A 23,776-nucleotide genomic window follows, 5' to 3' on the forward strand; every position below is an offset into this window, starting at 1 on the left:
AAATTTTATGATACTATTGAGTGTATATAGAATTATATTAATTTAGGCGGATATTATGAAAAGATTGATTTTAGGAATCATAATTTTATTTTTAATGGTAGGATGTAGCAATGAAACCTATAAAAAAGCAATGGATCAAGGGAAATTGGCGTTAGCGAGTAAAGAATATGACACGGCAGTAGCATCATTTGAGCTAGCATTAGAAGAGAAAAAGGATGATAAAGAAGCAAAGGTATTAAAAGACCAAACTACTAAGATGATAAGTTCGATAAAAGAGAAATCGAGTGGAAATATAGAACAAGCAATAGGTTTGTTTCAAGAAGTAGAAAAGATGAAAGATGGTTCCGCAATCCTTCAAAGTCAAGCGAAAGAACAAAAAGATTCGCTCATAGAGCATAAAGAGTTAAAAGGTCAATATATAGGTCAATTGGAAAAGGCAGAGAAGTTAAAGAATGATAAAAAGTATGAAGAGGCTAAAGGGATAGTAAATAAAATTGTTAACGATACTGGCCAAAATCAACAATTTATTTCGGAAAAACAACGGGCCGAAGAGCTGAATAAGCAAATCGATGGCTTACTAACTCAACAAGCAGAAGTTAAGAAAAAAGAGGAAGAGTTAAAAAATGAAAAGAAAAAAGAGACTGATATTGGAAAGTTAAAAGGGTCTTGGATGTCATCAGAAAGTACAGACAGGCCAGTTGGGTTGGAAATAGAATCTATTAATAGTGAGAAAACAGGCGGAGAATTTATGGAACATAATATTTTTGGGAAAGGGACTACTATAGGAGACTTTCGAATATTAAGTGTGGACCAAGGGATTATTTCCATAGAGCTTGTATTTTTAATGGGAGAAAGAAAACAGAAGGTTGATTTGAAACTTGAGGAGAACACATTAACTGTACATCATGAGTTTATGGGAGGGACTAAATCTGTGAAATTAGTGAGATCAGAGTAATTTATCCCGCTATTCACCTGCAGTAAAATTCCCACCTCAAGATTCGGCTGGAGCAAAGAAGTTAGGTGGGAGATCCACTGCTCATAAAAGCCCAATTGGTTTGGGTTAATAATCAGTGGGGATGAAGAACCCCCCACTAATTAAAGTTTCACTTTATTTAGTATATAAAAAGGAGGCTTCTAAAACGAAGTCTCCTTTTTAATTAACTTTCTTCCCACTCTTCCTCATCAACCATAAGAAATAAGGTGCTCCAAGTACAGCGACGACAAGACCAGAAGGAATTTCTTTCGGATATGCAATTGTTCGGCCGAGTAAGTCAGCAATGGAAAGAAGAATTGCTCCAAACAGTGCTGAGCAAACGAATAGTCTTTGATGGTTCATACCAACAACAATTCTTGCTAAGTGAGGTGCGACAAGGCCTAAAAAGGCAATTGTACCGACAGCAGCGATATTTACTGACGCAAGTAGTGTCGCTAGCACAATTAGAGCAAGACGTGTTTTATTTACTGGTTGCCCAAGTCCAGTTGCTAAATCGTCTCCCAGTACGAGAACGTCAAGTTGTTTTATTAAGAAAAAGATAATGAATACAAGAATTAGAGATGGATATAGAATGATATTTTCTAAGTGATTCCACCCTCTTGCATACGTACTGCCAGATAACCATGTTAAAGCAGCGGCAACATTCAAATTGGCTCTAACGATAAAGATTTGAATAATTGCTGAGCCAAGCGCAGAAATACCAATCCCTATTAAAGCGAGAGCTGTTGGACTAAATCCTGATTTCCAAGAGAAGAAGAGGACAATTCCAACTGCAAGTAGTCCGCCAATAAATGCACCAATTGGTAGGAAGAAACCAGGAAGTGCAGGAAAGACATACATAATCGTTAAAGCACCGACACCAGCTCCCGATGAAATACCAATAATAGAAGGATCGGCAAGTGGGTTTCGTAATATACTTTGGAAAACAAGCCCACTTATTGCAAGGCATGCGCCAGCAATAGCAGCAACGAGCATTCTTGGTAAACGAAGATTCATCATCATATTTTTGTCAAATTGTGTTAATTGACCTGATATAACATTAGTAATGCTTTCGATATAAGCGTTACTACCGATTGTAACACCAAGAGCAATCGTCACAATACAAAGTGTGATAGATATAATGATTACCTTTTTATAAGAGTAATAGCGGGAACTAGCTCCAGCTGCATTCGCACCGTTATCATTCATATATTGTTTCGACTTCATCATTCGATACACTAAGTAAATAAGCCAAGGAGATCCAATCATTGCTGTGACTGCCCCAACAGGAAGTTCTGCACCGGTTGGATCTATTAATCTACCGACAACATCTGCTCCAAGCAATAATACTGCCCCCCATAAGAAAGAAGAGAGAAGAAGAGTAAAGTGTTGACGGTATCCGATAAGGCGCATTAAATGAGGTGCAACTAAGCCGACAAAGCCAATTGGTCCAACAACAGTAACAATTACTGCTGTTAAAAAGATTGCAGCAATGAAGGCGATAAGACGTGTTACTGCTGTTTTTTCACCAAGAGAAATAGCAACATCATCACCAAGTAAGAGAATGTTGAGTTTACGAGACATAAATAGTAAAACTAGGAAAGAAATAATGATAAATGGAAAAGCAAATTGAACGCCATCCCAGTTATTTTGAATAAGAGAGCCAGCTCCCCATAAAAATAAACCAGCTGTTTCATTTTCATAGAAAAGCTGCATCGTTCCGGTAAAGGCAGAGAGCATTAATGTAACGACCATACCAGCTAATGCCATTCTAAGTGGGGTTCCCTTTTTTCCACCAGAAATACGGTATACAAATAAAGCAGTAATAGCACCACCGATAAATGTGAACAGAAGAGAATTAATTTGTAAATCTTTCGGTAAGAAAATTGTAGCCGCTACTAGAAAGAAATATGCGCCAGAGTGAATACCCATTGTACTGGATTCAGCAAGTGGATTTTTCGTTAACGTTTGTAAAATAACCCCTGATGCAGCAAGAGCGCCTCCAGCTAAAATGGCAATTACAGCTCTAGGTAATCGAAGCATAATTAAAGTTTGATGTTCTAGTGATTGGTTCGGTGAGATAAGAGCATCAATAATCATACTATAGGAAATGTTTGCTTGACCTTGTCCGATATGAATAAAGAAAAGGAGGAGCAAGAGAGCTGCTCCTCCTCCGAATACAAGACTTGCTCGAAGTGTATGTTGTAAGCTATTCATTGTGTAATCACTTCTTCGCTGTCATTACATCTGCTACTTGTGTTGCTAAAGATGTTGCAGACTCAGGACCACCGAAAATCCAAGTGTCGCCTTTTAATTTATACATTTTGTTTTCTTTTTTGAACTTTAATTCTTCCCAAGCAGGGTTGCCTTTTAGTTGCGTGTCAAAAATGTTATCTTCATCCGCTACAATGTAAATGAAGTTTGAATCTTGTACACTTTGTAATGATTCTACAGTTGTTTGTTTAAAACCATCTGGCTCAGATTTTCCTGCTTCAAAAGTATTTGTTAGACCTAATTTTTTTGTAACTTGTAAAGCTAAAGAATTGTCAGTTAAGATACGGAATGTTGGTACGTTTTTAGCAGTAAATGCTTGTGCCATTGCAATGTTTTTATCTTTTAAGTCTGCTTTCTCAATTTTTGCTTTTGCATCAGCGAATGCTTTATCCATATCAGCTAATACTTTTTTACCTTCTTCTTCTTTTCCAACTGCTTTTGCAATTTGTTTAAATGTTTCTGTCATTTCAGCAAAGTGATCGTTATTGCTTGTTGATGGATCAAACATAACTGTTGGTGCAATTTGCTCTAATTCATTTTTAATTGCTTTACCACGGAATGAAGCTGTAATAATTAAGTCTGGTTTTAAACGGCTAATTTCTTCTAAGTTTGGTTGTTGACGTGTCCCTACATCTACAACATCTTTACTCGGTTTTGTTTTTGTATTTACCCATTTATTATAATTCTTAATGTCTGCCATCCCTACTGGCTGAACACCAAGTGCTAATAAGTCTTCAGAATATACCCACTCAAGTACAACTACTTTTTTTGCTGGTTTATCTAACTTCGTTTCCCCTTCAGCGTGTTTAATTGTTATAGCTTGATTTTTATTGTCCGCTTTTGTTTCTTTTTTCTCCTCTTTTTGCTGTCCGCATCCAACAGCGAATAGAAGAACTACTATGAAAATACTGAGAATTTTCTTCATCTTCTGCCCCCAAATTAAGTGTTTTTTGTAACTAGTACCATAAGTGAAAATGGTTATCAATTACAACACCCAAATCATACTATGAGGGTATTTTAAGTGTCAATATATTTTTAAAATTTTGACGAAAAATAACGAATTATACGGATTTTTATATATTATAGTCGCTATTTATGAAGAATAAGCCTCTTTACTAAAAATATTGGCGAATGTGGAAAGTTTAAATGGGAAAGTGGCTGTGTACGATAGTGTAATGTGTATTGTTAATAGTCTGTGGAGATAAGGCGAAAGTACAAGCAAAAGGAGAGTGAATCGCATGTAATAATTACTAGAATGTATGGAGGAAATCTGTGTTTTATCCCCGACTAGGCAAAGTATTTCTTTGTTATTTAGATAGGTGTTTTTTAAGTCGGTGATTGCGCTAAAAAGATCGAATGTAAAGGAAGTGATCAACATGTCTTCATGGAGCAATAACATAAATGGATATTGTGGGTGTAATAATCAAAATGGTGTACATGTTGATTCATGCTGTTTTAGTTGCGATGGGACAGTTCCTAAGGTTGGTCCGACAGGGGCAACGGGAGCAACGGGTCCAACGGGAGCGACAGGTCCAACGGGAGCGACGGGTTCAACAGGTCCAACGGGAGCGACAGGAATAACAGGAGCAACGGGTCCAACGGGAGCGACAGGAATAACAGGAGCAACGGGTCCGACGGGAGCAACCGGGGCAACGGGAGCGACGGGTTCAACAGGAGTGACAGGCCCAACGGGAGCAACAGGCTCAACAGGTCCAACGGGAACGACGGGTTCAACCGGTCCGACAGGAGCAACAGGAGCGACGGGCTCAACGGGTTCAACCGGGGCTACAGGTACAAGTATCACGGCGACATATGCATTTGCAAATAATACGTCGGGAACAGCGATATCGGTAGTTCTTGGTGGAACGAATGTCCCGCTTCCAAATAATCAAAACATCGGTCCAGGAATTACTGTTTCTGGTGGAAACACAGTATTTACGGTTGCAAATGCTGGTAATTATTATATTTCATATACAATTAATATAACGGCTTCATTATTAGTCAGTTCACGGATTACAATTAATGGAGGGGCACTTGCTGGGACAATAAATTCTCCTGCGGTAGCAACCACATCATTTAGTGCAACAATTATTACAACTCTTGCAGCAGGAGATGCTATTAGCTTACAATTATTTGGTTTGTTAGCTGTCGCAACATTATCAACAACTACCCCAGGAGCAGTGTTAACGATAATAAGATTGAGCTAAGCCATAACTCTCTTACTCTTTTAAGATTAAGAGAGTTTCTACATATAATAAGAAGTTAATGAAGTAAAGCATAGTTATATAAAAGTCAGAATATTATGATTGTAACGCTATGGTGACTATAATATAATGAAAATAACCATCATGAATGAACATTCATTTATTTTTTATGTATTTGAAGGGGGAATGAAGGTGGAAAAACCATGGTTGAAAAGTTATCCAGAGGAAATTCCGAGTACGGTTTCTTATGATATTCAGCCGCTTCATAGATATGTAGAACAGATGGCTTCTCGCTACCCAGAAAAGAAAGCGCTTCACTTTTTAGGGAAGGATATTACGTTTTCGGACTTCCATGATAAGGTGAAGCGGTTTGCAAATTATCTTCAAAAGCTCGGTGTGGAAAAGGGTGATCGAGTTGCTATTATGTTGCCGAATTGTCCGCAAGCTGTAATTGGTTATTACGGTACATTACTTGCGGGAGGTATCGTAGTACAAACCAATCCACTGTATACAGAAAGGGAATTAGAATATCAGCTTCATGACTCGGGAGCAAAAGTAATTCTTTGTCTCGATTTAGTGTTTCCAAGAGTAACGAATGTTCAATCTGCTACAAAAATTGAGCATATTATCGTAACTCGTATTGCAGACTTTTTACCATTCCCTAAAAATCTATTGTATCCATTTGTGCAGAAAAAACAGTCGAATTTAGTTGTGAAAGTATCAGAGAGTGAAACGATTCATCTTTGGAATTCAGTAGAAAAAGAAGTGAATACGAATGTTGAGGTGCCTTGTGATCCTGAAAATGATCTAGCTCTTTTACAGTACACAGGAGGAACAACCGGATTTCCGAAAGGAGTTATGTTAACGCATAAAAACCTCGTCTCTAACACGTTAATGGGAGTTCAATGGTTATATAATTGCAAAGAAGGAGAAGAAGTCGTTCTTGGGGTTCTTCCATTTTTCCATGTTTATGGTATGACAGCTGTTATGAATTTAAGTATTATGCAAGGATACAAAATGGTCCTTATTCCAAAGTTTGATATGAAAATGGTTTTTGAAGCGATTAAGAAGCATAAAGTGACATTGTTTCCAGGGGCACCAACTATTTATATCGCTCTTTTAAATAGTCCGCTTTTAAAAGAATACGATATTTCTTCTATTCGTGCTTGTATTAGTGGATCAGCACCACTGCCAGTAGAAGTACAGGAAAAGTTCGAAAAAGTTACAGGTGGTAAACTAGTAGAGGGATATGGTTTAACAGAATCCTCTCCGGTTACACATAGTAATTTTTTATGGGAAAAGCGAGTGCCAGGTAGCATCGGAGTTCCGTGGCCAGATACAGAAGCAATCATTATGTCGCTTGAAACTGGTGAGGCATTACCGCCAGGAGAAATAGGTGAAATTGTAGTGAAAGGCCCTCAAATTATGAAAGGATATTGGAATAAGCCAGAGGAAACAGCGGCTGTATTGCAAGATGGCTGGCTCCATACAGGTGATGTTGGCTACATGGATGAAGATGGATTCTTCTATGTAAAAGATCGCAAGAAAGATATGATTGTCGCGAGTGGATTTAATGTGTATCCTCGTGAAGTTGAAGAAGTATTATATGAGCATGAAAAAGTGCAAGAAGTAGTGACAATTGGAGTTCCAGATCCGTACCGAGGAGAGACGGTTAAAGCATTTGTTGTGTTAAAAGAAGGTACGGAGTGCTCTGAGGAAGAATTAAATCAGTTTGCACGTAAATATTTAGCGGCTTATAAAGTGCCGAAAGTATATGAGTTTAGAGATGAATTGCCAAAAACGACAGTAGGGAAAATTTTACGCCGTGTTCTAATAGATGAAGAGAAGAGAAAGAATGAGGATGAGCAAACGGGCTAAGGCCCTTTCTTTTTGAAAAAATAGGATTGACACTTTTCTAAATAGTCAGTATTATAAGAATATGAATGGCTATTCATTCAGTCATCTTCTTGAAGGGGACAGTAAAGTGAAGAAAAATAGACCGAAATACAATCAAATTATTGATGCGGCAGTCATTGTGATTGCGGAGAATGGGTACCACCAAGCGCAAGTTTCTAAAATCGCAAAGCAAGCTGGGGTAGCTGATGGCACGATTTATTTATATTTTAAAAATAAAGAAGATATATTAATATCCTTATTCCAAGAGAAGATGGGAGAATTTGTCGAAACAATTCGTCAAAAAACAGCAGGAATTGAAAGCGCTGTATCGAAGTTATTCATGTTGGTAGAAACGCACTTCTTGCTGTTGTCGCAAAATGATCCTCTTGCTATCGTTACGCAATTAGAGCTAAGGCAGTCCAATCAAGACTTGCGCCTTAAAATAAATGAAGTATTAAAAGGCTACTTACAAGTTATGGATGAGATTTTAGAGACTGGTATAAAACAAGGTGAATTTCAAGCAGATTTAAATGTTCGCGTGGCAAGACAAATGATCTTTGGAACAGTAGATGAAGTTGTGACCAATTGGGTAATGAGCGATCATAAGTATGATCTGGTCGCACTTTCAAAAACGGTACACGGGCTACTTATTGCAGCTTGTGGTTATCGTCAATAATGGGAGGGATCATGTTGAAATTCCTATCTGTAAGAGTTGAAGATCATATCGCGGTGGCGACATTAAATCACGCACCAGCGAATGCGATGTCTTCACAAGTTATGCATGATGTTACTGAATTAATTGATCAAGTGGAAAAGGATGATAACATTCGCGTTGTTGTTATTCACGGTGAAGGACGTTTCTTCTCAGCGGGAGCAGATATTAAAGAATTTACATCTGTTACTGAAGCGAAGCAAGCAACAGAATTAGCACAGCTTGGACAAGTTACGTTTGAGCGTGTTGAAAAATGTTCAAAACCAGTTATTGCGGCAATTCATGGAGCGGCACTGGGCGGCGGCCTTGAGTTTGCTATGTCTTGCCACATGCGCTTTACAACTGAAAGTGCAAAACTTGGTTTACCTGAATTAACACTTGGATTAATTCCTGGCTTTGCAGGTACACAGCGCTTACCACGTTATGTTGGGAAAGCGAAAGCTTGTGAAATGATGTTAACAAGTACACCAATTACTGGTGCAGAAGCATTAAAGTGGGGACTTGTTAACGGATTGTTCTCTGAAGAATCTCTTTTAGATGATACGCTTAAAGTTGCAAAACAAATTGCTGGAAAAAGTCCAGCAACAACTCGTGCTGTACTAGAGTTATTGCAAACGACAAAATCGTCTCATTACTATGAAGGTGTACAACGTGAATCACAGATTTTTGGTGAAGTATTTACGAGTGAAGATGGAAGAGAAGGTGTAGCTGCATTTTTAGAAAAGCGTAAACCTTCATTTAGTGGCAGGTAGTTCAATTATTTTTTTAATATAAATTAACAGAAAATTAAAATTGATAGAATCTTTCTGAAAAACAAGGGGGTAAATGGAATGAACATCTACGTACTCATGAAACGAACATTTGATACAGAAGAAAAAATCGTAATTAAAAACGGTGCAATTTACGATGGCGAAGCGGAATTCATCATCAACCCTTACGATGAATATGCAATTGAAGAAGCAATTCAAGTAAGAGACGCACAAGGTGGAGAAGTTACAGTTGTAACAGTCGGTGGCGAAGATAGTGAGAAAGAACTTCGTACTGCATTAGCAATGGGCTGTGATAAAGCTGTATTAATTAATATTGAAGATGATGTAGAAAATGGTGACCAGTTCACGACAGCAAAAGTGCTTGCTGAATATTTAAAAGATAAAGATGCAGATTTAATTTTAGGCGGAAACGTTGCAATTGATGGTGCATCTGGACAAGTAGGACCACGCGTAGCTGAAGCGTTAAATATTCCGTATGTAACGACAATTACAAAACTTGAAATTGACGGTACAAATGTGAAGATTGAGCGTGATGTTGAAGGTGATACAGAAGTGATTGCAACTTCATTACCAGTTTTAGTAACAGCACAGCAAGGTTTAAATGAACCGCGTTATCCATCGCTTCCAGGTATTATGAAAGCGAAGAAAAAGCCGCTAGAAGAATTAGAATTAGATGATTTAGATTTAGAAGAAGATGATGTGGAAGCAAAGACAAAAACAATTGAAATCTATTTGCCTCCTAAGAAAGATGCAGGAAAAGTGTTACAAGGCGAGCTGCAAGATCAAGTAAAAGAACTTGTATCGTTGCTCCATACAGAAGCGAAAGTAATCTAATAAAATACGAAATTATATATGCAGGAGGGAAAATCTATGGCTCGTAAAGTATTAGTAATGGGTGAAGTTCGTGATGGATCGCTACGTAACGTTTCTTTTGAAGCGGTAGCAGCAGCAAAAACAATTGCAGAAGGCGGTGAAGTAGTAGGTCTTCTAATTGGAGACAGCGTTGCCTCTTTTGCAAATGAATTGATTCATTACGGTGCAGATCGCGTTGTGACAGTTGAAAATGATAAATTAAAATCATATACATCTGATGGTTATGCACAAGCGTTTTTAGCTGTACATGCTGAAGAAAATCCAGAAGGTATCGTTTTTGGACATACAGCACTTGGTAAAGATTTATCACCAAAATTAGCAGCGAAGCTTGAAGCTGGTTTAGTTTCTGACGTAACTGCTTTAGAGGTTGAAGGTGGAAATGTTATCTTCACTCGTCCAATTTACTCTGGTAAAGCATTCGAGAAGAAGATTGTAACAGACGGCATCTTATTTGCGACAGTGCGTCCAAATAACATTGCAACTCTGGAAAAAGATGAGTCTCGCAGCGGTGACGTATCTTCTATTACAGTTGATGTGAAAGATTTACGTACAATCATTCAAGATGTTGTCCGTAAAACAGCAGAAGGTGTGGATCTTTCTGAAGCAAAAGTTATTATCGCTGGCGGACGTGGTGTGAAGAGTGAAGAAGGCTTTAAGCCATTAAAAGAGTTAGCAGACGTACTAGGCGGCGCTGTTGGGGCATCTCGTGGTGCTTGTGACGCTGAATACTGTGATTACTCATTACAAATTGGTCAAACTGGTAAAGTTGTTACGCCAGACTTATACATTGCATGTGGTATTTCTGGTGCGATTCAGCATTTAGCAGGTATGTCTAACTCAAAAATAATCGTTGCGATTAATAAAGATCCAGAAGCAAGTATCTTTAAAGTAGCTGACTATGGTATTGTCGGTGACTTATTCGAAGTTGTACCTCTTTTAACAGAAGAGTTTAAAAAGTTAAAAGTACATTCATGATTTAAGTACCCTTGAGTTCCAAGTGAAGTACCCCTATATATAGAAAAAGGTGAGAGATCCCCTGTCTCTCATCTTTTTAGTATTTAATCCGTATTTTTATATAGTATAAAGGAACATTTTTTTGTTACAATACATAACGATACATATTATTCGCCACGTATATAAGTTAATGATATACTCTTGGTAGAATATACTTGAAGGAGGAAATAAAATGGCAATTGTAAACGCAAATGACCAAAGCTTCGCAGCAGAAACTAGCGAAGGTGTTGTATTATTAGATTTCTGGGCACCTTGGTGTGGACCTTGTAAAATGATCGCTCCTGTATTAGAGGAAATTGATGCAGAACTAGGCGAAAAAGTAAAAGTAGTAAAAGTAGACGTTGATGAAAACCAAGAAACTGCTCGTCAATTCGAAGTAATGAGCATTCCAGCTCTTTTCGTATTAAAAGACGGTAAAGTAGTTGATCAAGCGTTAGGTTACAAACCGAAAGAAGCGTTAGTAGAATTAGTTTCTAAACACTTCTAAAATAAAAAAAGCTACCATTTGGTAGCTTTTTTTATTTTCTTTTTTACAGTCTTTCCGTTACAATAAAAGAACGTATGTTGGGTGTTTGGGCATAGTATGTTTTCAAGGGAAAATAAAAATGCTAAGTATGTAGAAATGGAGGGAGACGAGTGCACGAACATTTGAAAGAGAAGTTGGCTATTTTACCAGATCAACCTGGTTGTTATTTGATGAAAGATAAGCAAGGAACGGTTATATATGTCGGAAAGGCAAAAGTGCTTAAAAATCGTGTGCGCTCGTACTTTACTGGTTCACATGATGGGAAAACACTGCGGCTTGTAGGAGAAATTGTTGATTTTGAATATATTGTAACCTCTTCGAATTTAGAAGCACTTATTTTAGAGTTAAATCTAATTAAAAAATATGATCCGAAATATAATATTCAATTAAAAGATGATAAAACATATCCTTTTATTAAAATTACGGCGGAGAAGCAACCGCGCTTACTCATTACTCGAAACGTAAAAAAGGATAAAGGGAAATATTTTGGTCCTTATCCAAATGCACAATCTGCTCATGAAACGAAAAAACTGCTAGATCGTATGTATCCACTTCGGAAATGCACGAATATGCCAGATAAAGTTTGTTTGTATTATCATATGGGTCAATGTTTAGCGCCTTGTGTGAAAGAAGTGACGGAAGAACAAAATAAAGAAATTGTAGATGAAATTATTAAGTTTTTAAATGGTGGACATAAAGAAGTTCGTTCAGAACTAGAAATAAAAATGTATGAGGCCTCAGAGAAACTAGAGTTTGAACGTGCAAAAGAGTTGCGTGATCAAATTGCTCATATTGATGCGATTATGGAAAAACAAAAGATGATTATGAGTGACTTAGTAGATCGTGATGTGTTTGGATATGCAGTGGATAAAGGATGGATGTGTGTTCAAGTTTTCTTCGTTCGAAAAGGAAAGCTAATTGAACGTGATGTTTCTATGTTTCCAATTTACGATGAACCAGAAGAGGGTTTTTTAACGTTTATCGGCCAATTTTATGAAAACAGTAGTCATTTTAAGCCGAAGGAAATTGTCGTTCCAGGAAGTATAGACTCGGAATTAGTAGAGCGCTTTTTAGAAGTGGAAGCGACGCAGCCGAAACGTGGTAAGAAAAAAGACCTTGTAGAATTGGCAAATAAAAATGCGAAGATTGCTCTTGAAGAGAAGTTTTACTTAATTGAACGTGATGAAGAACGAACGATTAAAGCGGTAGATCATTTAGGGAAGCAGCTTGGGATTGAAACGCCGTATCGTATTGAAGCGTTTGATAACTCAAATATTCAAGGAACAAATCCCGTTTCTGCAATGATTGCTTTTATCGATGGGAAACCGGCGAAGAAAGAGTATCGAAAATATAAAATTAAAACGGTTCAAGGGCCAGATGATTATGAGTCTATGAGAGAAGTTGTGAGGCGCCGTTATACAAGGGCGCTTAAAGAAAATTCACCTTTACCTGATTTGATTATTATTGATGGAGGAAAAGGCCATCTAGCGGCTGCAAGTGATATTTTAGAGAATGAGCTCGGATTATATATTCCGATGGCAGGTCTTGTAAAAGATGATAAACATAAAACCTCCCATTTAATTATTGGGGATCCACCGGAACCTGTGATGCTTGAGAGAAATAGCCAAGAATTTTATTTATTGCAGCGTATTCAAGATGAGGTGCATCGATTTGCGATTACATTCCATCGTCAATTACATGGGAAATCTGTCATTCAATCAGCATTGGATGATATTCCAGGAATCGGTGATAAACGGAAAAAGGTATTGTTAAAACATTTTGGTTCATTAAAGAAGATGAAAGAAGCTTCTATAGAGGAATTTGTCGAAGCGGGTATGCCGAAAAATGTCGCGGAGACGATTTATACGTATTTAACAGATAAGAAGACGTTGTAGTTTACAACGTCTTCTGTTTTTTGATATAATTTCTGAAGATTTAAAATAAACTCATCTGAATGAAAATACAAAAAAGTCAACTAAACTGATATGTCTAGTTGACTGTAGGTAATGCTTACACTTCAATGAGATCTTTTATATCCCATTTTACAAGAAATGTAATAGAGTCAGAACGTTTTTTCTTTTCTTCGTATGACTCTGCAACGACGTTCCGTTGCTTTTGGATTTGTTCAGCGATGAATCCGGCTTCTAGTTGATAAGAAGAATGTCGTTTTTGTTTTTGACGTTCTGCGATGAGTGTGCCTTTAAGTTGGAACTGCATTTCACGACGCTTATGTTCAACAATGCTTAAAGTGCCCCAGCCAGCCTTTTCAAAGAACTGAATGACTTCTTCAATTGTTTCTAGCGGATATTTTCTTGCAAGGTTTCTACCAGACCAGTATAAAATACCATCTAAATCGTTGCCGATTAAATCAGGTAGTAATTCTTCACGTAGCAATTCATAAGCGAAGGCGTTCAATGAAACATCTTCTAAAGATGTTGTATCGATTGTATTTTTACTCACAATATTCCCCTCTTTCTATAGGGATTATTATATAACATTTCACATTTATAAAAACAGATTTTTCTTTAGGAAAATCTGAATATATAAGAAGAAAAAAAGAATTGGCAAATTATATGCAAATTATGTATACGTTTTCTTGACGCTTCGACAAAAATAGGAGTAAAATGAACTTGGTATCAAATTATGCTGAAATATTTCGAATAATTTTTTCAGTTTTTCTTATGCCAATAGTGAAAAAACATTATTGTCATAAACTAATCTGAAAACAGCAGTCAAACATTCAAGGGGGGTAATGGGGACATGAAAGGCCGCGAGTATACGTTTCGTAAGTGGCACTCATTAATGGGGGTCATCCCGGTTGGTGTCTTTTTGACGCAACATTTAATTGTAAACAACTTTGCAACACGAGGAGCAGAGGCTTTTAACAAAGCTGCAGGCTTTATGGAGCTCCTTCCATTCCGGTATGCGCTAGAAATTTTCATCATCTTTTTACCGATACTGTACCATGCTATATATGGCTTATATATTGCATTTACAGCTAAGAACAATGCGGTTTCTTACGGTTATTTCCGTAACTGGATGTTCGTCTTCCAAAGAATTTCAGGTATCGTTACGCTGATCTTCATTTCTTGGCACGTCTGGGAAACTCGTATTCAAGCAATGTTAGGTAAAGAGGTAAACTATGATATGATGGCAGATATTTTAAACAATCCAGCTATGTTTGCATTCTACTTAGTTGGTGTTGTTTCAACAATTTTCCACTTTGCAAATGGACTATGGACATTCTGCATCAGCTGGGGAATTACAGTATCTCCACGTTCACAAAGAATCTCTACTTATGTAACATTAGCTATTTTCTTAGGTTTATCTTATGTAGGTGTGAGTGCATTATTAGCGTTCATCGATCCACAGCTAGCAAACCAGTAAGGAGTGGGAGAGCATGAAAGGGAAACTTATAGTAGTCGGCGGTGGCTTGGCTGGCTTAATGGCAACGATTAAAGCGGCAGAAGCAGGAGTAAATGTTGAACTGTTTTCTTTAGTACCAGTAAAACGTTCACATTCTGTATGTGCTCAGGGCGGAATTAACGGTGCCGTAAATACGAAAGGTGAAGGGGATTCTCCATGGATCCACTTTGACGATACAATTTATGGTGGGGACTTCTTAGCGAACCAACCACCAGTTAAAGCAATGTGTGAAGCAGCACCTGGTATCATTCATTTAATGGACCGTATGGGTGTTATGTTCAACCGTACGGAAGAAGGACTTCTTGATTTCCGTCGATTTGGTGGAACGCAACATCACCGTACAGCATTTGCTGGTGCAACAACTGGACAGCAATTACTTTACGCATTAGATGAGCAAGTACGTCGTCACGAAGTAGCAGGACTTGTAACGAAATATGAAGGTTGGGATTTCTTACGAGCTGTTGTTGATGATGAAGGTGTGTGCCGAGGAATCGTTGCACAAGACTTACAAACTATGGAGATTAGAAGTTTCGGAGCAGATGCCGTGATTATGGCAACAGGGGGCCCTGGTATCATTTTCGGAAAATCAACAAACTCCATTATCAATACAGGTACAGCAGCTTCTGCTGTATATCAACAAGGCGCATATTATGCAAACGGTGAGTTCATTCAAATTCACCCAACGGCAATTCCTGGAGACGATAAATTACGTCTTATGAGTGAATCTGCACGTGGTGAAGGTGGACGTGTTTGGACATATAAAGATGGTAAACCATGGTACTTCTTAGAAGAAAAATATCCGGCTTACGGAAACCTTGTACCTCGTGACATCGCAACGCGTGAAATCTTTGATGTTTGCGTAGAGCAAAAACTAGGTATTAACGGTGAAAACATGGTGTACTTAGATCTTTCTCATAAAGATCCAAAAGAACTAGATATTAAACTAGGTGGAATTATTGAAATCTATGAGAAATTTACAGGGGATGATCCTCGTAAACTACCGATGAAAATCTTCCCAGCTGTTCACTATTCAATGGGCGGACTATGGGTTGATTATAAACAGATGACAAATATTCCAGGTTTATTTGCAGCAGGTGAGTGTGATTATTCTATGCACGGTGGTAACCGTCTTGGTGCGAACTCACTATTATCAGCAATTTATGGTGGTATGGTAGCAGGACCAAACGCAATTGAGTATATGAAAGGTCTTTCTAAATCATCTGATGCTGTTTCATCTACTGTATATGAGCAAAATGAATTAATCGAAACAGAGAAATTTAACAATATTTTAACGATGGATGGTAACGAAAATGCGTATGTTCTTCATAAAGAGCTTGGAGAATGGATGACAGATAACGTTACAGTAGTTCGTGAAAATAAAAAATTATTAGAAACAGATGCGAAAATTGAAGAATTAATGGCTCGTTACAAACGTATTAACATTAACGATACAGCAAGATGGAGTAACCAAGGTGCTTCATTTACACGCCAACTTGCAAATATGTTTGAGTTAGCACGTGTTATTACAATTGGCGCATATAACCGTAATGAGAGCCGTGGGGCGCATTACAAACCTGAATTCCCAAATCGTGATGATGCAAACTTCTTAAAAACTACGATGGCAAAATTTGAGGGAGAAGGAAATGCACCAGCATTCCATTACGAGGACGTTGATATTTCGTTAATTAAACCGCGTAAACGTGATTATTCTTCAAAACACGATGTAGCTGCTAAGGGTGAAGAGAAGGGGGATAAACAACATGTCTGAGAAAACAATCCGCCTCATCATTACGAGACAAGACGGGCCAGATGCGCAAGCGTTTGACCAAGAGTTTGAAATTCCATATCGTCCGAATATGAATATTATCTCAGCACTTATGGAAATCCGTCGTAATCCTGTTGATTCAAAAGGGAACCAAACAACTCCGATTGCATGGGATATGAACTGCTTAGAGGAAGTATGTGGTGCATGTTCGATGGTGATTAACGGAAAACCACGTCAATCATGTACGGCACTTATTGATCAATTAGAGCAACCAATTCGCTTAAAACCGATGAAGACATTCCCGGTTGTACGTGACTTACAAGTTGATCGTAGTCGCATGTTTAATGCTCTAAAACGCGTTAAAGCGTGGATTCCAATTGATGGTACGTATGACCTAGGTCCAGGACCAAGAATGCCTGAGAAAAAGCGTCAATGGGCTTATGAGCTTTCAAAATGTATGACATGTGGTGTTTGCTTAGAATCATGTCCAAACGTAAACAGTAAGTCTGACTTTATTGGACCAGCACCGTTATCACAAGCTCGCTTATTCAACTCACATCCAACGGGTGAAATGCATAAAGCAGATCGCTTACGTGCAATTATGGGAGATGGAGGACTAGCAAACTGTGGTAACTCTCAAAACTGTGTGCAATCATGTCCGAAGGGTATTCCTTTAACAACTTCAATTGCGGCATTAAACCGTGATACAACAATTCAATCGTTCAAAGATTTCTTTGGTAGCGATAATAACTATTAATAAATATTGCCTCTTCATATCGAAGAGGCAATATTTATAACTATATTTTTCTGTTTATTCTGTTTATTTCAAGGTGAAAAGGAGAGATAACAATGAAGAGGATTTCTTATATTGAAGACTTTGAGCAATGGGAAAGTGGTTTTTCGTTTTACAACCTTGTAAAGGTTCGTTTTGGTGAAGTAGATATGTTTGGACATGTAAATAATGTCGTTGCTTTTACTTATTTTGAAGAAGCTCGTATTGCGTTGTTTAAAGAACTTGGATTTATGCAAGAGTGGACACATGCATCATCAGAAACGATGATCGTTGTTGCGGATTTACAATGTAATTTTATTAAGCAAATATATTTTGATGAACAGCTGAAGGTGTATGTAAAGGCAGGATCGGTCGGGAATTCTTCTTTAGATTTACATTATATGGTGAAAAATGCAGCAGGAGAGGTTTGTTTAGTAGGTCGCGGAATGATGGTTCAAGCTTCGAAAAAAACAGGAAGAGGCGAACCATGGCCTGAAGAATGGAAGAAGAAATTACTACAATAATAGAGTGAAAGAAAAATAAGAGAGCAATTTGCTCTCTTATTTTTTGTCTTCCATCGCTTCTTCTAATGTTAAGTGATGTTTATATAGGTATGTAGCGTATGGATTACCAACGTAGCGTAAGTGCCATGGTTCATAGGCATATTCTGTTGTATCTGTTTTATCTTCTAAGTAACGAATGACAAAGCCGAATTCATGAGCATGTTCCGCGACCCATTTTCCTTCTGCTGTCTCTCCGAAGATAGGCTCTAATTGAAATTTAGCTGATTTTGAACTAATATCCATTGCTAAACCCGTTTGGTGTTCACTTGTACCAGGAATTGCGCTTACCGAATTAGCTTCGGCTTTTCCTTGACGTCTAACGTATGTATCATGCAACGATTTTTGGCGTTTGTATGAACGATAACCAGATACAGCTGTAAGATCAAGCCCTTCTTTTTTCGCAGCTTTGAACATGTTTTCAAGTGCCTCGGCAGCATCTTTGCGCAGCAATGTTTTTTCTTTATCTTTTGGACTAATAAATGGTACATTTGGTCTCGTTAAGTCTTCAGGAATGTATCCATCTGGTAGTTTTCGATGTTTATTAATTAAGACAAGATTAGATTTTGGATTTGTTACAACTGAAAAGTCATTGTCTATTTTCTTTGCATTATGATCAGCTTTTGGAAAAGCAGGAATCTCTTCTTTTTTATGGTTATTATGCTTTTGACTTTCGACAGCTTTTGCTTCATTATGTAGTGGTGTTTTAGAACCAAAGTAAGCGAAAGATGTGATCCCGATTACAATAGTAGTGGCAGAAATAATTATTATCTTTTTCATGATGCCTTGTAATCACAGTCCCTTCTTCAGAAAATGTGTATTGTTTTTTTTATTATAAATCTAGTTTGTTGGAAAAGGAATATAAGAGTCATAACGTAATAGAAATGCAAAGAAAATGTCAGAAAATGTGTGAATTTGTAGTATTTTTTTATATAATTCATTTCTTATCTTTCATGATTTGCATTTTTTATGTAATATATATACATAAGAAGATGTAGCGATTATCGAGAATAAAGAACTTCTTGTATAGACTAGGAGTGAATGGGAATGGATTTTGCAACAATTATTGGACTTATTTTAGGATTTGTAGCAGTGGTAGTAGGGATGGTCGTCAAGGGCGCTGACGTAACAGCCTTATTAAATCCTGCCGCAGCATTAATTATTTTTATCGGTACATTTGCTGCAGTATGTATTGCATTTCCGATGAATCAACTAAAAAGGGTTCCAAAACTATTTAAAGTTCTTTTTGGTTCAAATAAAAAGGATTTAAGTTATGAACAGTTGCTAGAATTATTTGTTCATTGGACATCTGAAAGTAGAAAATACGGTATTTTGTCTTTAGAGCAACAATTAGACAAAATTCAAGATGAATTTCTTTTGCGCGGTATGAAATTTGTGATTGATGGCGTATCCGCAGAAGATTTAGAGCAGATTTTGGAATCTGAATTAGAAGCAATTGAAGAAAGACATGCAAAGGGAGCTGCTATTTTTTCACAAGCTGGTACGTATGCACCGACATTAGGAGTTTTAGGTGCTGTTATCGGTCTTGTAGCTGCGCTTGGTAACTTAACTGATATTGAAAAGTTAGGTCATGCTATTTCGGGTGCGTTTATTGCAACGATTTTTGGTATTTTTTCAGGTTATGTATTATGGCATCCATTTGCAAATAAGTTAAAGCAAAAATCTTCAGCTGAAATTGAGAAAAAACGTTTAATCATTGATTGTTTATTAATGTTACAAGAAGGTACATATCCGTTTATTATGAAGAACCGCATTTTAGGTGCACTTTCTGCAACTGAGCGTAAAAAGCTAGAAAAAGGAGCAGAAAAAAATGCGGAGTAAGAAAAATAGAAGAGGCAAAAAGAAAAAACATGATGAGCATATCGATGAAACGTGGTTAATCCCATATTCTGATATGTTAACGTTGTTATTTGCATTGTTTATCGTTTTATTCGCAATGAGTAGTATAGATGCTGCGAAGTTTAAACAGATGGCAGTTGCTTTTCGAAGTGAATTAGCTGGGGGAACAGGTAACAAAGAATTTTTAAGTGATCAAAAGCCAAATGATGAAAAAGAATTATCAGCAAGTAGCCTTGAGGCAGAACAAGCAAAAAAACAAGAAGAAGCTAGAGCTAAAGAAAAAAAAGAGATGGATGAATTGAAAGCATTACAAAAAAAGATTGATCAATATATTAATGAAAAACAATTATCTTCTTCTTTTCAAACTAAATTAACTGAAAAGGGATTAATGGTGACAATATTAGAAAATATACTGTTTGATTCGGGGAAAGCAGATGTGAAATTAGAATCTTTAGGGATTGCAAAAGAGATGTCTAGCTTACTTGTTTCAGCGTCACCTCGTGAAATTACAGTATCGGGTCATACGGATAATGTCCCTATTGCCAATGCGCAGTTTGCGTCGAATTGGGAATTAAGTACGCAGCGGGCAGTTAATTTTATGCAAGTATTACTGCAAAATAAAGAATTACAACCAGAAAAATTTAGTGCGATTGGATACGGAGAATACCGTTCAATTGCTCCAAACGATACACAAGAAGGAAAGGCAAAGAATAGACGTGTGGAAGTATTTATCTTGCCTTTAACAGAGAAAGTAAAATAAAAGAGGATGGCGAATGCCATCCTCTTTTATTTTACATCAAATGATTTTAAGTTGTCGCGACGGATTTTATCTTTTTCTGCATCTGATTTTTTGAAATCATAATCATATAAAGCGCCTTCCCAATCGCCATACATTGGATTCGGGAAAATAATGAATTTCTCACCAAATTGTGCTTTTGAATCTGCTACTGTTTGGTTACGATCTTTTACAGATTTTCCATCAAAACCTGTGAAATCAGATAAGTTATCACCGAAGAATAAGACAATATCATGGGTTTGAGAAACGAGTTCACGGCGTTTTTCTTTTCCTTTTTCTTTCGGATCTTGTAGTAATATATGTTCTTTCGTTGCTTGAGGAGCACCTACACGCTCAAGATTTTTAATTGTTGCATCTAGTTGATTCGTTTTACGATTTGAGATGTAGTAAATATCTACACCTTTAGACTCTGTATATTTTAAGAAATCAATTGCGCCTGGAAGGGCTTCAGCCTCAGCTTTGTTAATCCAATCATCCCATTTGTAAGGATAGCCTTTGCCTGTTTTTACGCTCATTGCCTGATGAGGACTGTTATCTAAAACAGTTTCGTCTAAATCAAGCACGATAGCAGGTTTTTTCTCTGTCCCTTTTGCAAGAATTGCATCAAGCTTTAATTGACCAATGTTGTACCCTTGGTAGTAAAGTGCTTTCGTTTCACCGGCTGTTTGATACCATAAATCAGCCATTAATTGTTGTTCTGTTAATTTTACTTTCTCTTCTTTCGCCACTGTTTTCTCTGGTGTTCCTGAACATGCTACAAGTGATGTAGATAGAACCGCTACAGATAATAAAGTGGTAATGCCCCTCTTCATCTTCATATGTATCCTCCTTGATGTTAGAAAATCATTTTATATTATATATTAAAATATAATATTTTTATATGAACATTTGCATATTGTCTTTTGTATATATAGTAGTATGTCCTATATTAGAAAGATGAGCAAAATAATAATAGCTGTTTTGACAAGTTTTATTGTCGTAATGACAATTATAATTGACAAAAAGAACTTTGTTATTTACAATTTTAACTAAATAGAACAAATGATGGATTCATGACGATGTTTACATATAAGAGGATGAAGCGTGGTGCTATATTTTGTCTTGAATAAACATAGTCTTTGAAAGAGAGTACGAATGATACTAAAGGGGAGGCTTTATACTTGAGTTTACAAATTCAAAACTTAACGAAACAATTTGGGGAATCAAAAGCAGTTAACGGTTTGCAAATTTCGTTACCAAAAGGTGAAGTACTAGGGTTACTTGGACGAAATGGTGCAGGGAAAACAACAACAATCAAAATGCTTCTCGGATTATTAACGCCTAATGAAGGTTCGATTACATGGGATGGAAAAGCATTTGGAAATAGTGGTGTAACAATTGGGTATTTACCAGAAGAAAGAGGTTTATATACAAAAAGTAGAGTAATAGATCAGCTGCGATATTTTGGTAGATTAGAAGGAATGTCGAAGAAAGAAGTGGATCACGCTATTGATCACTGGTTAGAGCGTTTAGCGATACCAGAATATAAATTTAAAACGGCTGGAGAGCTTTCAAAAGGGAATCAGCAAAAAATCCAATTAATTGCTGCTCTTCTTCATAATCCGGAACTTCTCATTCTAGATGAACCATTCAGCGGCCTTGATCCAGTTAATGCTGGGATGTTAGCTATTATTATTGAAGAACAAGTACAGAGCGGAAAGACGATTATTTTATCAAGTCATCGTATGGAACAAGTAGAGGCTTTTTGCCAACATGTATGTATTTTGAAAAAAGGTGAAGCAGTCGTAAAAGGACAGCTAAGTGATATTAAGAAAGAATACGGTTTCCGTAATTTAACGATTGAAGATACAGTAGAGAATGAAAAGGGATTAGAAGCTATACATGTATCGTATGAAAAACAACAAGGCCTTCTTTATGTGAAAGTACAAGACGATGCGGAAGCTCTCAAGATTTTGCAACAGTTGCAAGAGCAAGGTGTTAGCTTACGACAATTCAAAATGTTAGAGCCGACGTTAAACGAAATCTTTGTAGAGAGGGCGAAATAACGATGCGTAAATTTTCTCACGTATTTTCATTTTATTTTAGGGAAGCGTTTTTATCTAAGAAATCATTAATTACGAGTGCGATTTTATTTTTAGTTGTGTTTGGGATTTTTGCATTTAATCATTTTACTTCAGGCGATGATAAAAATAAGGATAAAGATAAAATTGCAGTTGTAGTAGAGAGTCCCACATATAAAGTACAAAAAGATGAGCTAAATAAGCTATTGCCATCAGCAAAAATAACAATTGGTTCAAAGGATGATTTTGATAAACTGCATAAGCAAGTAGAAGAAGGCGATTTAGATGGTCTATTCCATGTGACGGAAAAGGGTGGGGCTCCATCGATTACATATATGTATAATGGATTTCCAAGCCAAGCAACTTCTGCAATTATGGCAGGATATTTAAAGCAACAATATACGATGGTGACGATTGCCAAAAATAATGTTTCACCAGAAATTGCACAGCAATTACAAACAGAAATTCAAGTAAAGCAAGAAGCGATAAAAGATCGTACATCTTCTTTCGGAATTGCCTATTTCTTTACATTTGCTTTATATATGTTTATTGTAGCGTTCGGAAATACAATCGCAATGAATATTGCATCTGAAAAGGCGTCACGTGTAATGGAAGTAATGCTTCCGAAAGTGAAGCCTCTTACGATGATGTATGCGAAAATTTTAGCGGTTGTTTCAACGGCGTTATTGCAACTTGTCGTATTGGCGTGTGGTTATCTTATTCCATATTTGTTAGGTTGGGTCGATTTAGAAAGTGCCTCACTATTTGGTATTCCAATTGACTTTACGAAATTAGATGCAAAAGTTATCAGCATGTTTCTTGTTTATTTCATTACGGGATATTTACTTTATGCGATGATGTATGCTGCTGCTGGAGCTGTCGTATCTAAGACGGAGGATTTACAAGCTGTATCTTTCCCGGTAATGATTTTAATTATGGCTGCATTCTTTATTAGTATTAAATCATTAAGTGATCCGAATAGTACTATCGTTGTTGTAAGTTCTTACGTTCCATTTTTTACACCGATGGTTACCTTCTCACGTATTGTAGCTGGTGAAGCAGGTATGCTAGAAATTACGATAACATTAGCAGTCTTATTGGCGACAATTGCAGTATTAAATGCTGTTACAAGCCGCATTTACGTAAACGGCGTAATGAATTACTCAGATAAAGTGAAATTTAAAGATTTAGCGAAATTTATAAAGCGTCAATAATGAGAGAAAAGCATGATTTCCTATTGAAATCATGCTTTTTCTTTATGTATAAATTAAAAATAGTATATAATAATAAGAGTC

Annotated in this window: 22 protein-coding genes; 17 read left to right on the forward strand and 5 right to left on the reverse strand. The window is 36.9% G+C overall.

All coding sequences use genetic code 11. The features are described from left to right. Window positions 1-55 precede the first annotated feature (55 nt). The gene (locus tag MR107_RS06185; RefSeq protein ID WP_242292184.1) at window positions 56-955 is read left to right on the forward strand and encodes a tetratricopeptide repeat protein; all 900 of its coding nucleotides are present in this window, start codon (window positions 56-58) and stop codon (window positions 953-955) included. A gap of 198 nt (window positions 956-1,153) precedes the next feature. Here the strand turns inward: MR107_RS06185 and fhuB are convergent, their stop codons facing one another. Then, window positions 1,154-3,190: a Fe(3+)-hydroxamate ABC transporter permease FhuB gene (gene fhuB / locus MR107_RS06190; protein WP_001087088.1), complete on the reverse strand. Its 2,037-nt coding sequence runs from the start codon at window positions 3,188-3,190 to the stop codon at window positions 1,154-1,156. 7 nt (window positions 3,191-3,197) lie between these two features. After that, window positions 3,198-4,172 carry an ABC transporter substrate-binding protein gene (locus tag MR107_RS06195; protein ID WP_000722821.1) on the reverse strand — a complete coding sequence of 325 codons (975 nt, stop codon included), beginning with the start codon at window positions 4,170-4,172 and terminating at the stop codon, window positions 3,198-3,200. Window positions 4,173-4,623: 451 nt separating this feature from the next. Between MR107_RS06195 and MR107_RS06200 the strand changes: the two genes are divergently transcribed. The 8 genes from MR107_RS06200 (at window position 4,624) to uvrC (ending at window position 13,137) form a co-directional block, all read left to right on the forward strand. Further along, on the forward strand, window positions 4,624-5,454 hold the full coding sequence (locus MR107_RS06200) for a BclA C-terminal domain-containing protein (RefSeq protein ID WP_242292185.1): 831 nt from the start codon (window positions 4,624-4,626) through the stop codon (window positions 5,452-5,454). 189 nt (window positions 5,455-5,643) lie between these two features. Beyond that, window positions 5,644-7,329: a long-chain-fatty-acid--CoA ligase gene (locus MR107_RS06205; RefSeq protein WP_000414746.1), complete on the forward strand. Its 1,686-nt coding sequence runs from the start codon at window positions 5,644-5,646 to the stop codon at window positions 7,327-7,329. 106 nt (window positions 7,330-7,435) lie between these two features. Then, window positions 7,436-8,023, forward strand: a complete 588-nt coding sequence (locus MR107_RS06210; RefSeq protein WP_000742223.1) for a TetR/AcrR family transcriptional regulator — start codon at window positions 7,436-7,438, stop codon at window positions 8,021-8,023. Window positions 8,024-8,034: 11 nt separating this feature from the next. Further along, on the forward strand, window positions 8,035-8,811 hold the full coding sequence (locus MR107_RS06215; protein ID WP_088345808.1) for an enoyl-CoA hydratase: 777 nt from the start codon (window positions 8,035-8,037) through the stop codon (window positions 8,809-8,811). A gap of 78 nt (window positions 8,812-8,889) precedes the next feature. After that, a complete protein-coding gene (etfB, locus tag MR107_RS06220; protein WP_001029028.1) occupies window positions 8,890-9,663 on the forward strand; it encodes an electron transfer flavoprotein subunit beta in 774 nt (257 codons plus the stop codon). 36 nt (window positions 9,664-9,699) lie between these two features. Next, window positions 9,700-10,677 (forward strand): electron transfer flavoprotein subunit alpha, encoded by a 978-nt coding sequence (etfA, locus tag MR107_RS06225; RefSeq protein ID WP_000101945.1) that lies wholly within the window; start codon window positions 9,700-9,702, stop codon window positions 10,675-10,677. 211 nt (window positions 10,678-10,888) lie between these two features. Continuing rightward, entirely contained in the window at window positions 10,889-11,203 is a 315-nt protein-coding gene (trxA, locus tag MR107_RS06230) for a thioredoxin (protein WP_001018943.1), read from the forward strand. A gap of 149 nt (window positions 11,204-11,352) precedes the next feature. Beyond that, window positions 11,353-13,137, forward strand: coding sequence for an excinuclease ABC subunit C (gene uvrC, locus MR107_RS06235; protein ID WP_000544296.1), 1,785 nt, complete (start codon window positions 11,353-11,355; stop codon window positions 13,135-13,137). Between the two features lie 115 nt (window positions 13,138-13,252). Here the strand turns inward: uvrC and MR107_RS06240 are convergent, their stop codons facing one another. Continuing rightward, the gene (locus MR107_RS06240; protein WP_000042226.1) at window positions 13,253-13,702 is read right to left on the reverse strand and encodes a YslB family protein; all 450 of its coding nucleotides are present in this window, start codon (window positions 13,700-13,702) and stop codon (window positions 13,253-13,255) included. Window positions 13,703-14,002: 300 nt separating this feature from the next. On the opposite strand from MR107_RS06240, the gene sdhC reads away from it, so the two are divergent. From sdhC to MR107_RS06260, 4 genes are all read left to right on the forward strand, one after another. Then, complete coding sequence (sdhC, locus tag MR107_RS06245; RefSeq protein WP_000678354.1) at window positions 14,003-14,629, forward strand: succinate dehydrogenase cytochrome B558; 627 nt, start codon at window positions 14,003-14,005, stop codon at window positions 14,627-14,629. Between the two features lie 13 nt (window positions 14,630-14,642). Next, the gene (gene sdhA / locus MR107_RS06250; RefSeq protein WP_000676750.1) at window positions 14,643-16,436 is read left to right on the forward strand and encodes a succinate dehydrogenase flavoprotein subunit; all 1,794 of its coding nucleotides are present in this window, start codon (window positions 14,643-14,645) and stop codon (window positions 16,434-16,436) included. Then, on the forward strand, window positions 16,429-17,190 hold the full coding sequence (sdhB, locus tag MR107_RS06255) for a succinate dehydrogenase iron-sulfur subunit (RefSeq protein ID WP_001291827.1): 762 nt from the start codon (window positions 16,429-16,431) through the stop codon (window positions 17,188-17,190). The genes sdhA and sdhB overlap by 8 nt, the downstream gene beginning before the upstream one ends. A 92-nt stretch (window positions 17,191-17,282) precedes the next feature. Beyond that, window positions 17,283-17,729, forward strand: a complete 447-nt coding sequence (locus tag MR107_RS06260; RefSeq protein WP_000822730.1) for an acyl-CoA thioesterase — start codon at window positions 17,283-17,285, stop codon at window positions 17,727-17,729. 36 nt (window positions 17,730-17,765) lie between these two features. On the opposite strand, the gene MR107_RS06265 is transcribed toward MR107_RS06260, so the two are convergent. After that, a complete protein-coding gene (locus MR107_RS06265; protein WP_000720201.1) occupies window positions 17,766-18,545 on the reverse strand; it encodes a M15 family metallopeptidase in 780 nt (259 codons plus the stop codon). A 267-nt stretch (window positions 18,546-18,812) separates the two neighbouring features. On the opposite strand from MR107_RS06265, the gene motA reads away from it, so the two are divergent. Further along, window positions 18,813-19,607, forward strand: coding sequence for a flagellar motor stator protein MotA (gene motA, locus MR107_RS06270; RefSeq protein ID WP_000344859.1), 795 nt, complete (start codon window positions 18,813-18,815; stop codon window positions 19,605-19,607). Further along, window positions 19,597-20,385, forward strand: a complete 789-nt coding sequence (gene motB, locus MR107_RS06275) for a flagellar motor protein MotB (RefSeq protein ID WP_001256734.1) — start codon at window positions 19,597-19,599, stop codon at window positions 20,383-20,385. Before motA ends, motB begins: the two co-directional genes overlap by 11 nt. 26 nt (window positions 20,386-20,411) lie before the next feature. On the opposite strand, the gene MR107_RS06280 is transcribed toward motB, so the two are convergent. After that, entirely contained in the window at window positions 20,412-21,239 is an 828-nt protein-coding gene (locus MR107_RS06280) for a 5'-nucleotidase, lipoprotein e(P4) family (protein ID WP_000782767.1), read from the reverse strand. 342 nt (window positions 21,240-21,581) lie between these two features. On the opposite strand from MR107_RS06280, the gene MR107_RS06285 reads away from it, so the two are divergent. Then, window positions 21,582-22,466 carry an ABC transporter ATP-binding protein gene (locus MR107_RS06285; RefSeq protein WP_000058115.1) on the forward strand — a complete coding sequence of 295 codons (885 nt, stop codon included), beginning with the start codon at window positions 21,582-21,584 and terminating at the stop codon, window positions 22,464-22,466. Window positions 22,467-22,468: 2 nt separating this feature from the next. Next, window positions 22,469-23,695, forward strand: a complete 1,227-nt coding sequence (locus MR107_RS06290; protein WP_001224970.1) for an ABC transporter permease — start codon at window positions 22,469-22,471, stop codon at window positions 23,693-23,695. Window positions 23,696-23,776 lie beyond the last annotated feature (81 nt).

The organism is Bacillus cereus group sp. BfR-BA-01441, from assembly GCF_022663075.1.
Taxonomy (GTDB): Bacteria; Bacillota; Bacilli; order Bacillales; family Bacillaceae_G; genus Bacillus_A; species Bacillus_A cereus.

Excerpts from the sequence above, each read along its gene's own strand:
- MR107_RS06185 (WP_242292184.1), top strand. The coding sequence starts at position 56 with ATGAAAAGATTGATTTTAGGAATCATAATTTTATTTTTAATGGTAGGA.
- fhuB (WP_001087088.1), bottom strand. The coding sequence starts at position 3,190 with ATGAATAGCTTACAACATACACTTCGAGCAAGTCTTGTATTCGGAGGA.
- MR107_RS06195 (WP_000722821.1), bottom strand. The coding sequence starts at position 4,172 with ATGAAGAAAATTCTCAGTATTTTCATAGTAGTTCTTCTATTCGCTGTT.
- MR107_RS06200 (WP_242292185.1), top strand. The coding sequence starts at position 4,624 with ATGTCTTCATGGAGCAATAACATAAATGGATATTGTGGGTGTAATAAT.
- MR107_RS06215 (WP_088345808.1), top strand. The coding sequence starts at position 8,035 with ATGTTGAAATTCCTATCTGTAAGAGTTGAAGATCATATCGCGGTGGCG.
- etfB (WP_001029028.1), top strand. The coding sequence starts at position 8,890 with ATGAACATCTACGTACTCATGAAACGAACATTTGATACAGAAGAAAAA.
- etfA (WP_000101945.1), top strand. The coding sequence starts at position 9,700 with ATGGCTCGTAAAGTATTAGTAATGGGTGAAGTTCGTGATGGATCGCTA.
- trxA (WP_001018943.1), top strand. The coding sequence starts at position 10,889 with ATGGCAATTGTAAACGCAAATGACCAAAGCTTCGCAGCAGAAACTAGC.
- sdhC (WP_000678354.1), top strand. The coding sequence starts at position 14,003 with ATGAAAGGCCGCGAGTATACGTTTCGTAAGTGGCACTCATTAATGGGG.
- sdhA (WP_000676750.1), top strand. The coding sequence starts at position 14,643 with ATGAAAGGGAAACTTATAGTAGTCGGCGGTGGCTTGGCTGGCTTAATG.
- sdhB (WP_001291827.1), top strand. The coding sequence starts at position 16,429 with ATGTCTGAGAAAACAATCCGCCTCATCATTACGAGACAAGACGGGCCA.
- MR107_RS06260 (WP_000822730.1), top strand. The coding sequence starts at position 17,283 with ATGAAGAGGATTTCTTATATTGAAGACTTTGAGCAATGGGAAAGTGGT.
- MR107_RS06265 (WP_000720201.1), bottom strand. The coding sequence starts at position 18,545 with ATGAAAAAGATAATAATTATTTCTGCCACTACTATTGTAATCGGGATC.
- motA (WP_000344859.1), top strand. The coding sequence starts at position 18,813 with ATGGATTTTGCAACAATTATTGGACTTATTTTAGGATTTGTAGCAGTG.
- motB (WP_001256734.1), top strand. The coding sequence starts at position 19,597 with ATGCGGAGTAAGAAAAATAGAAGAGGCAAAAAGAAAAAACATGATGAG.
- MR107_RS06280 (WP_000782767.1), bottom strand. The coding sequence starts at position 21,239 with ATGAAGATGAAGAGGGGCATTACCACTTTATTATCTGTAGCGGTTCTA.
- MR107_RS06290 (WP_001224970.1), top strand. The coding sequence starts at position 22,469 with ATGCGTAAATTTTCTCACGTATTTTCATTTTATTTTAGGGAAGCGTTT.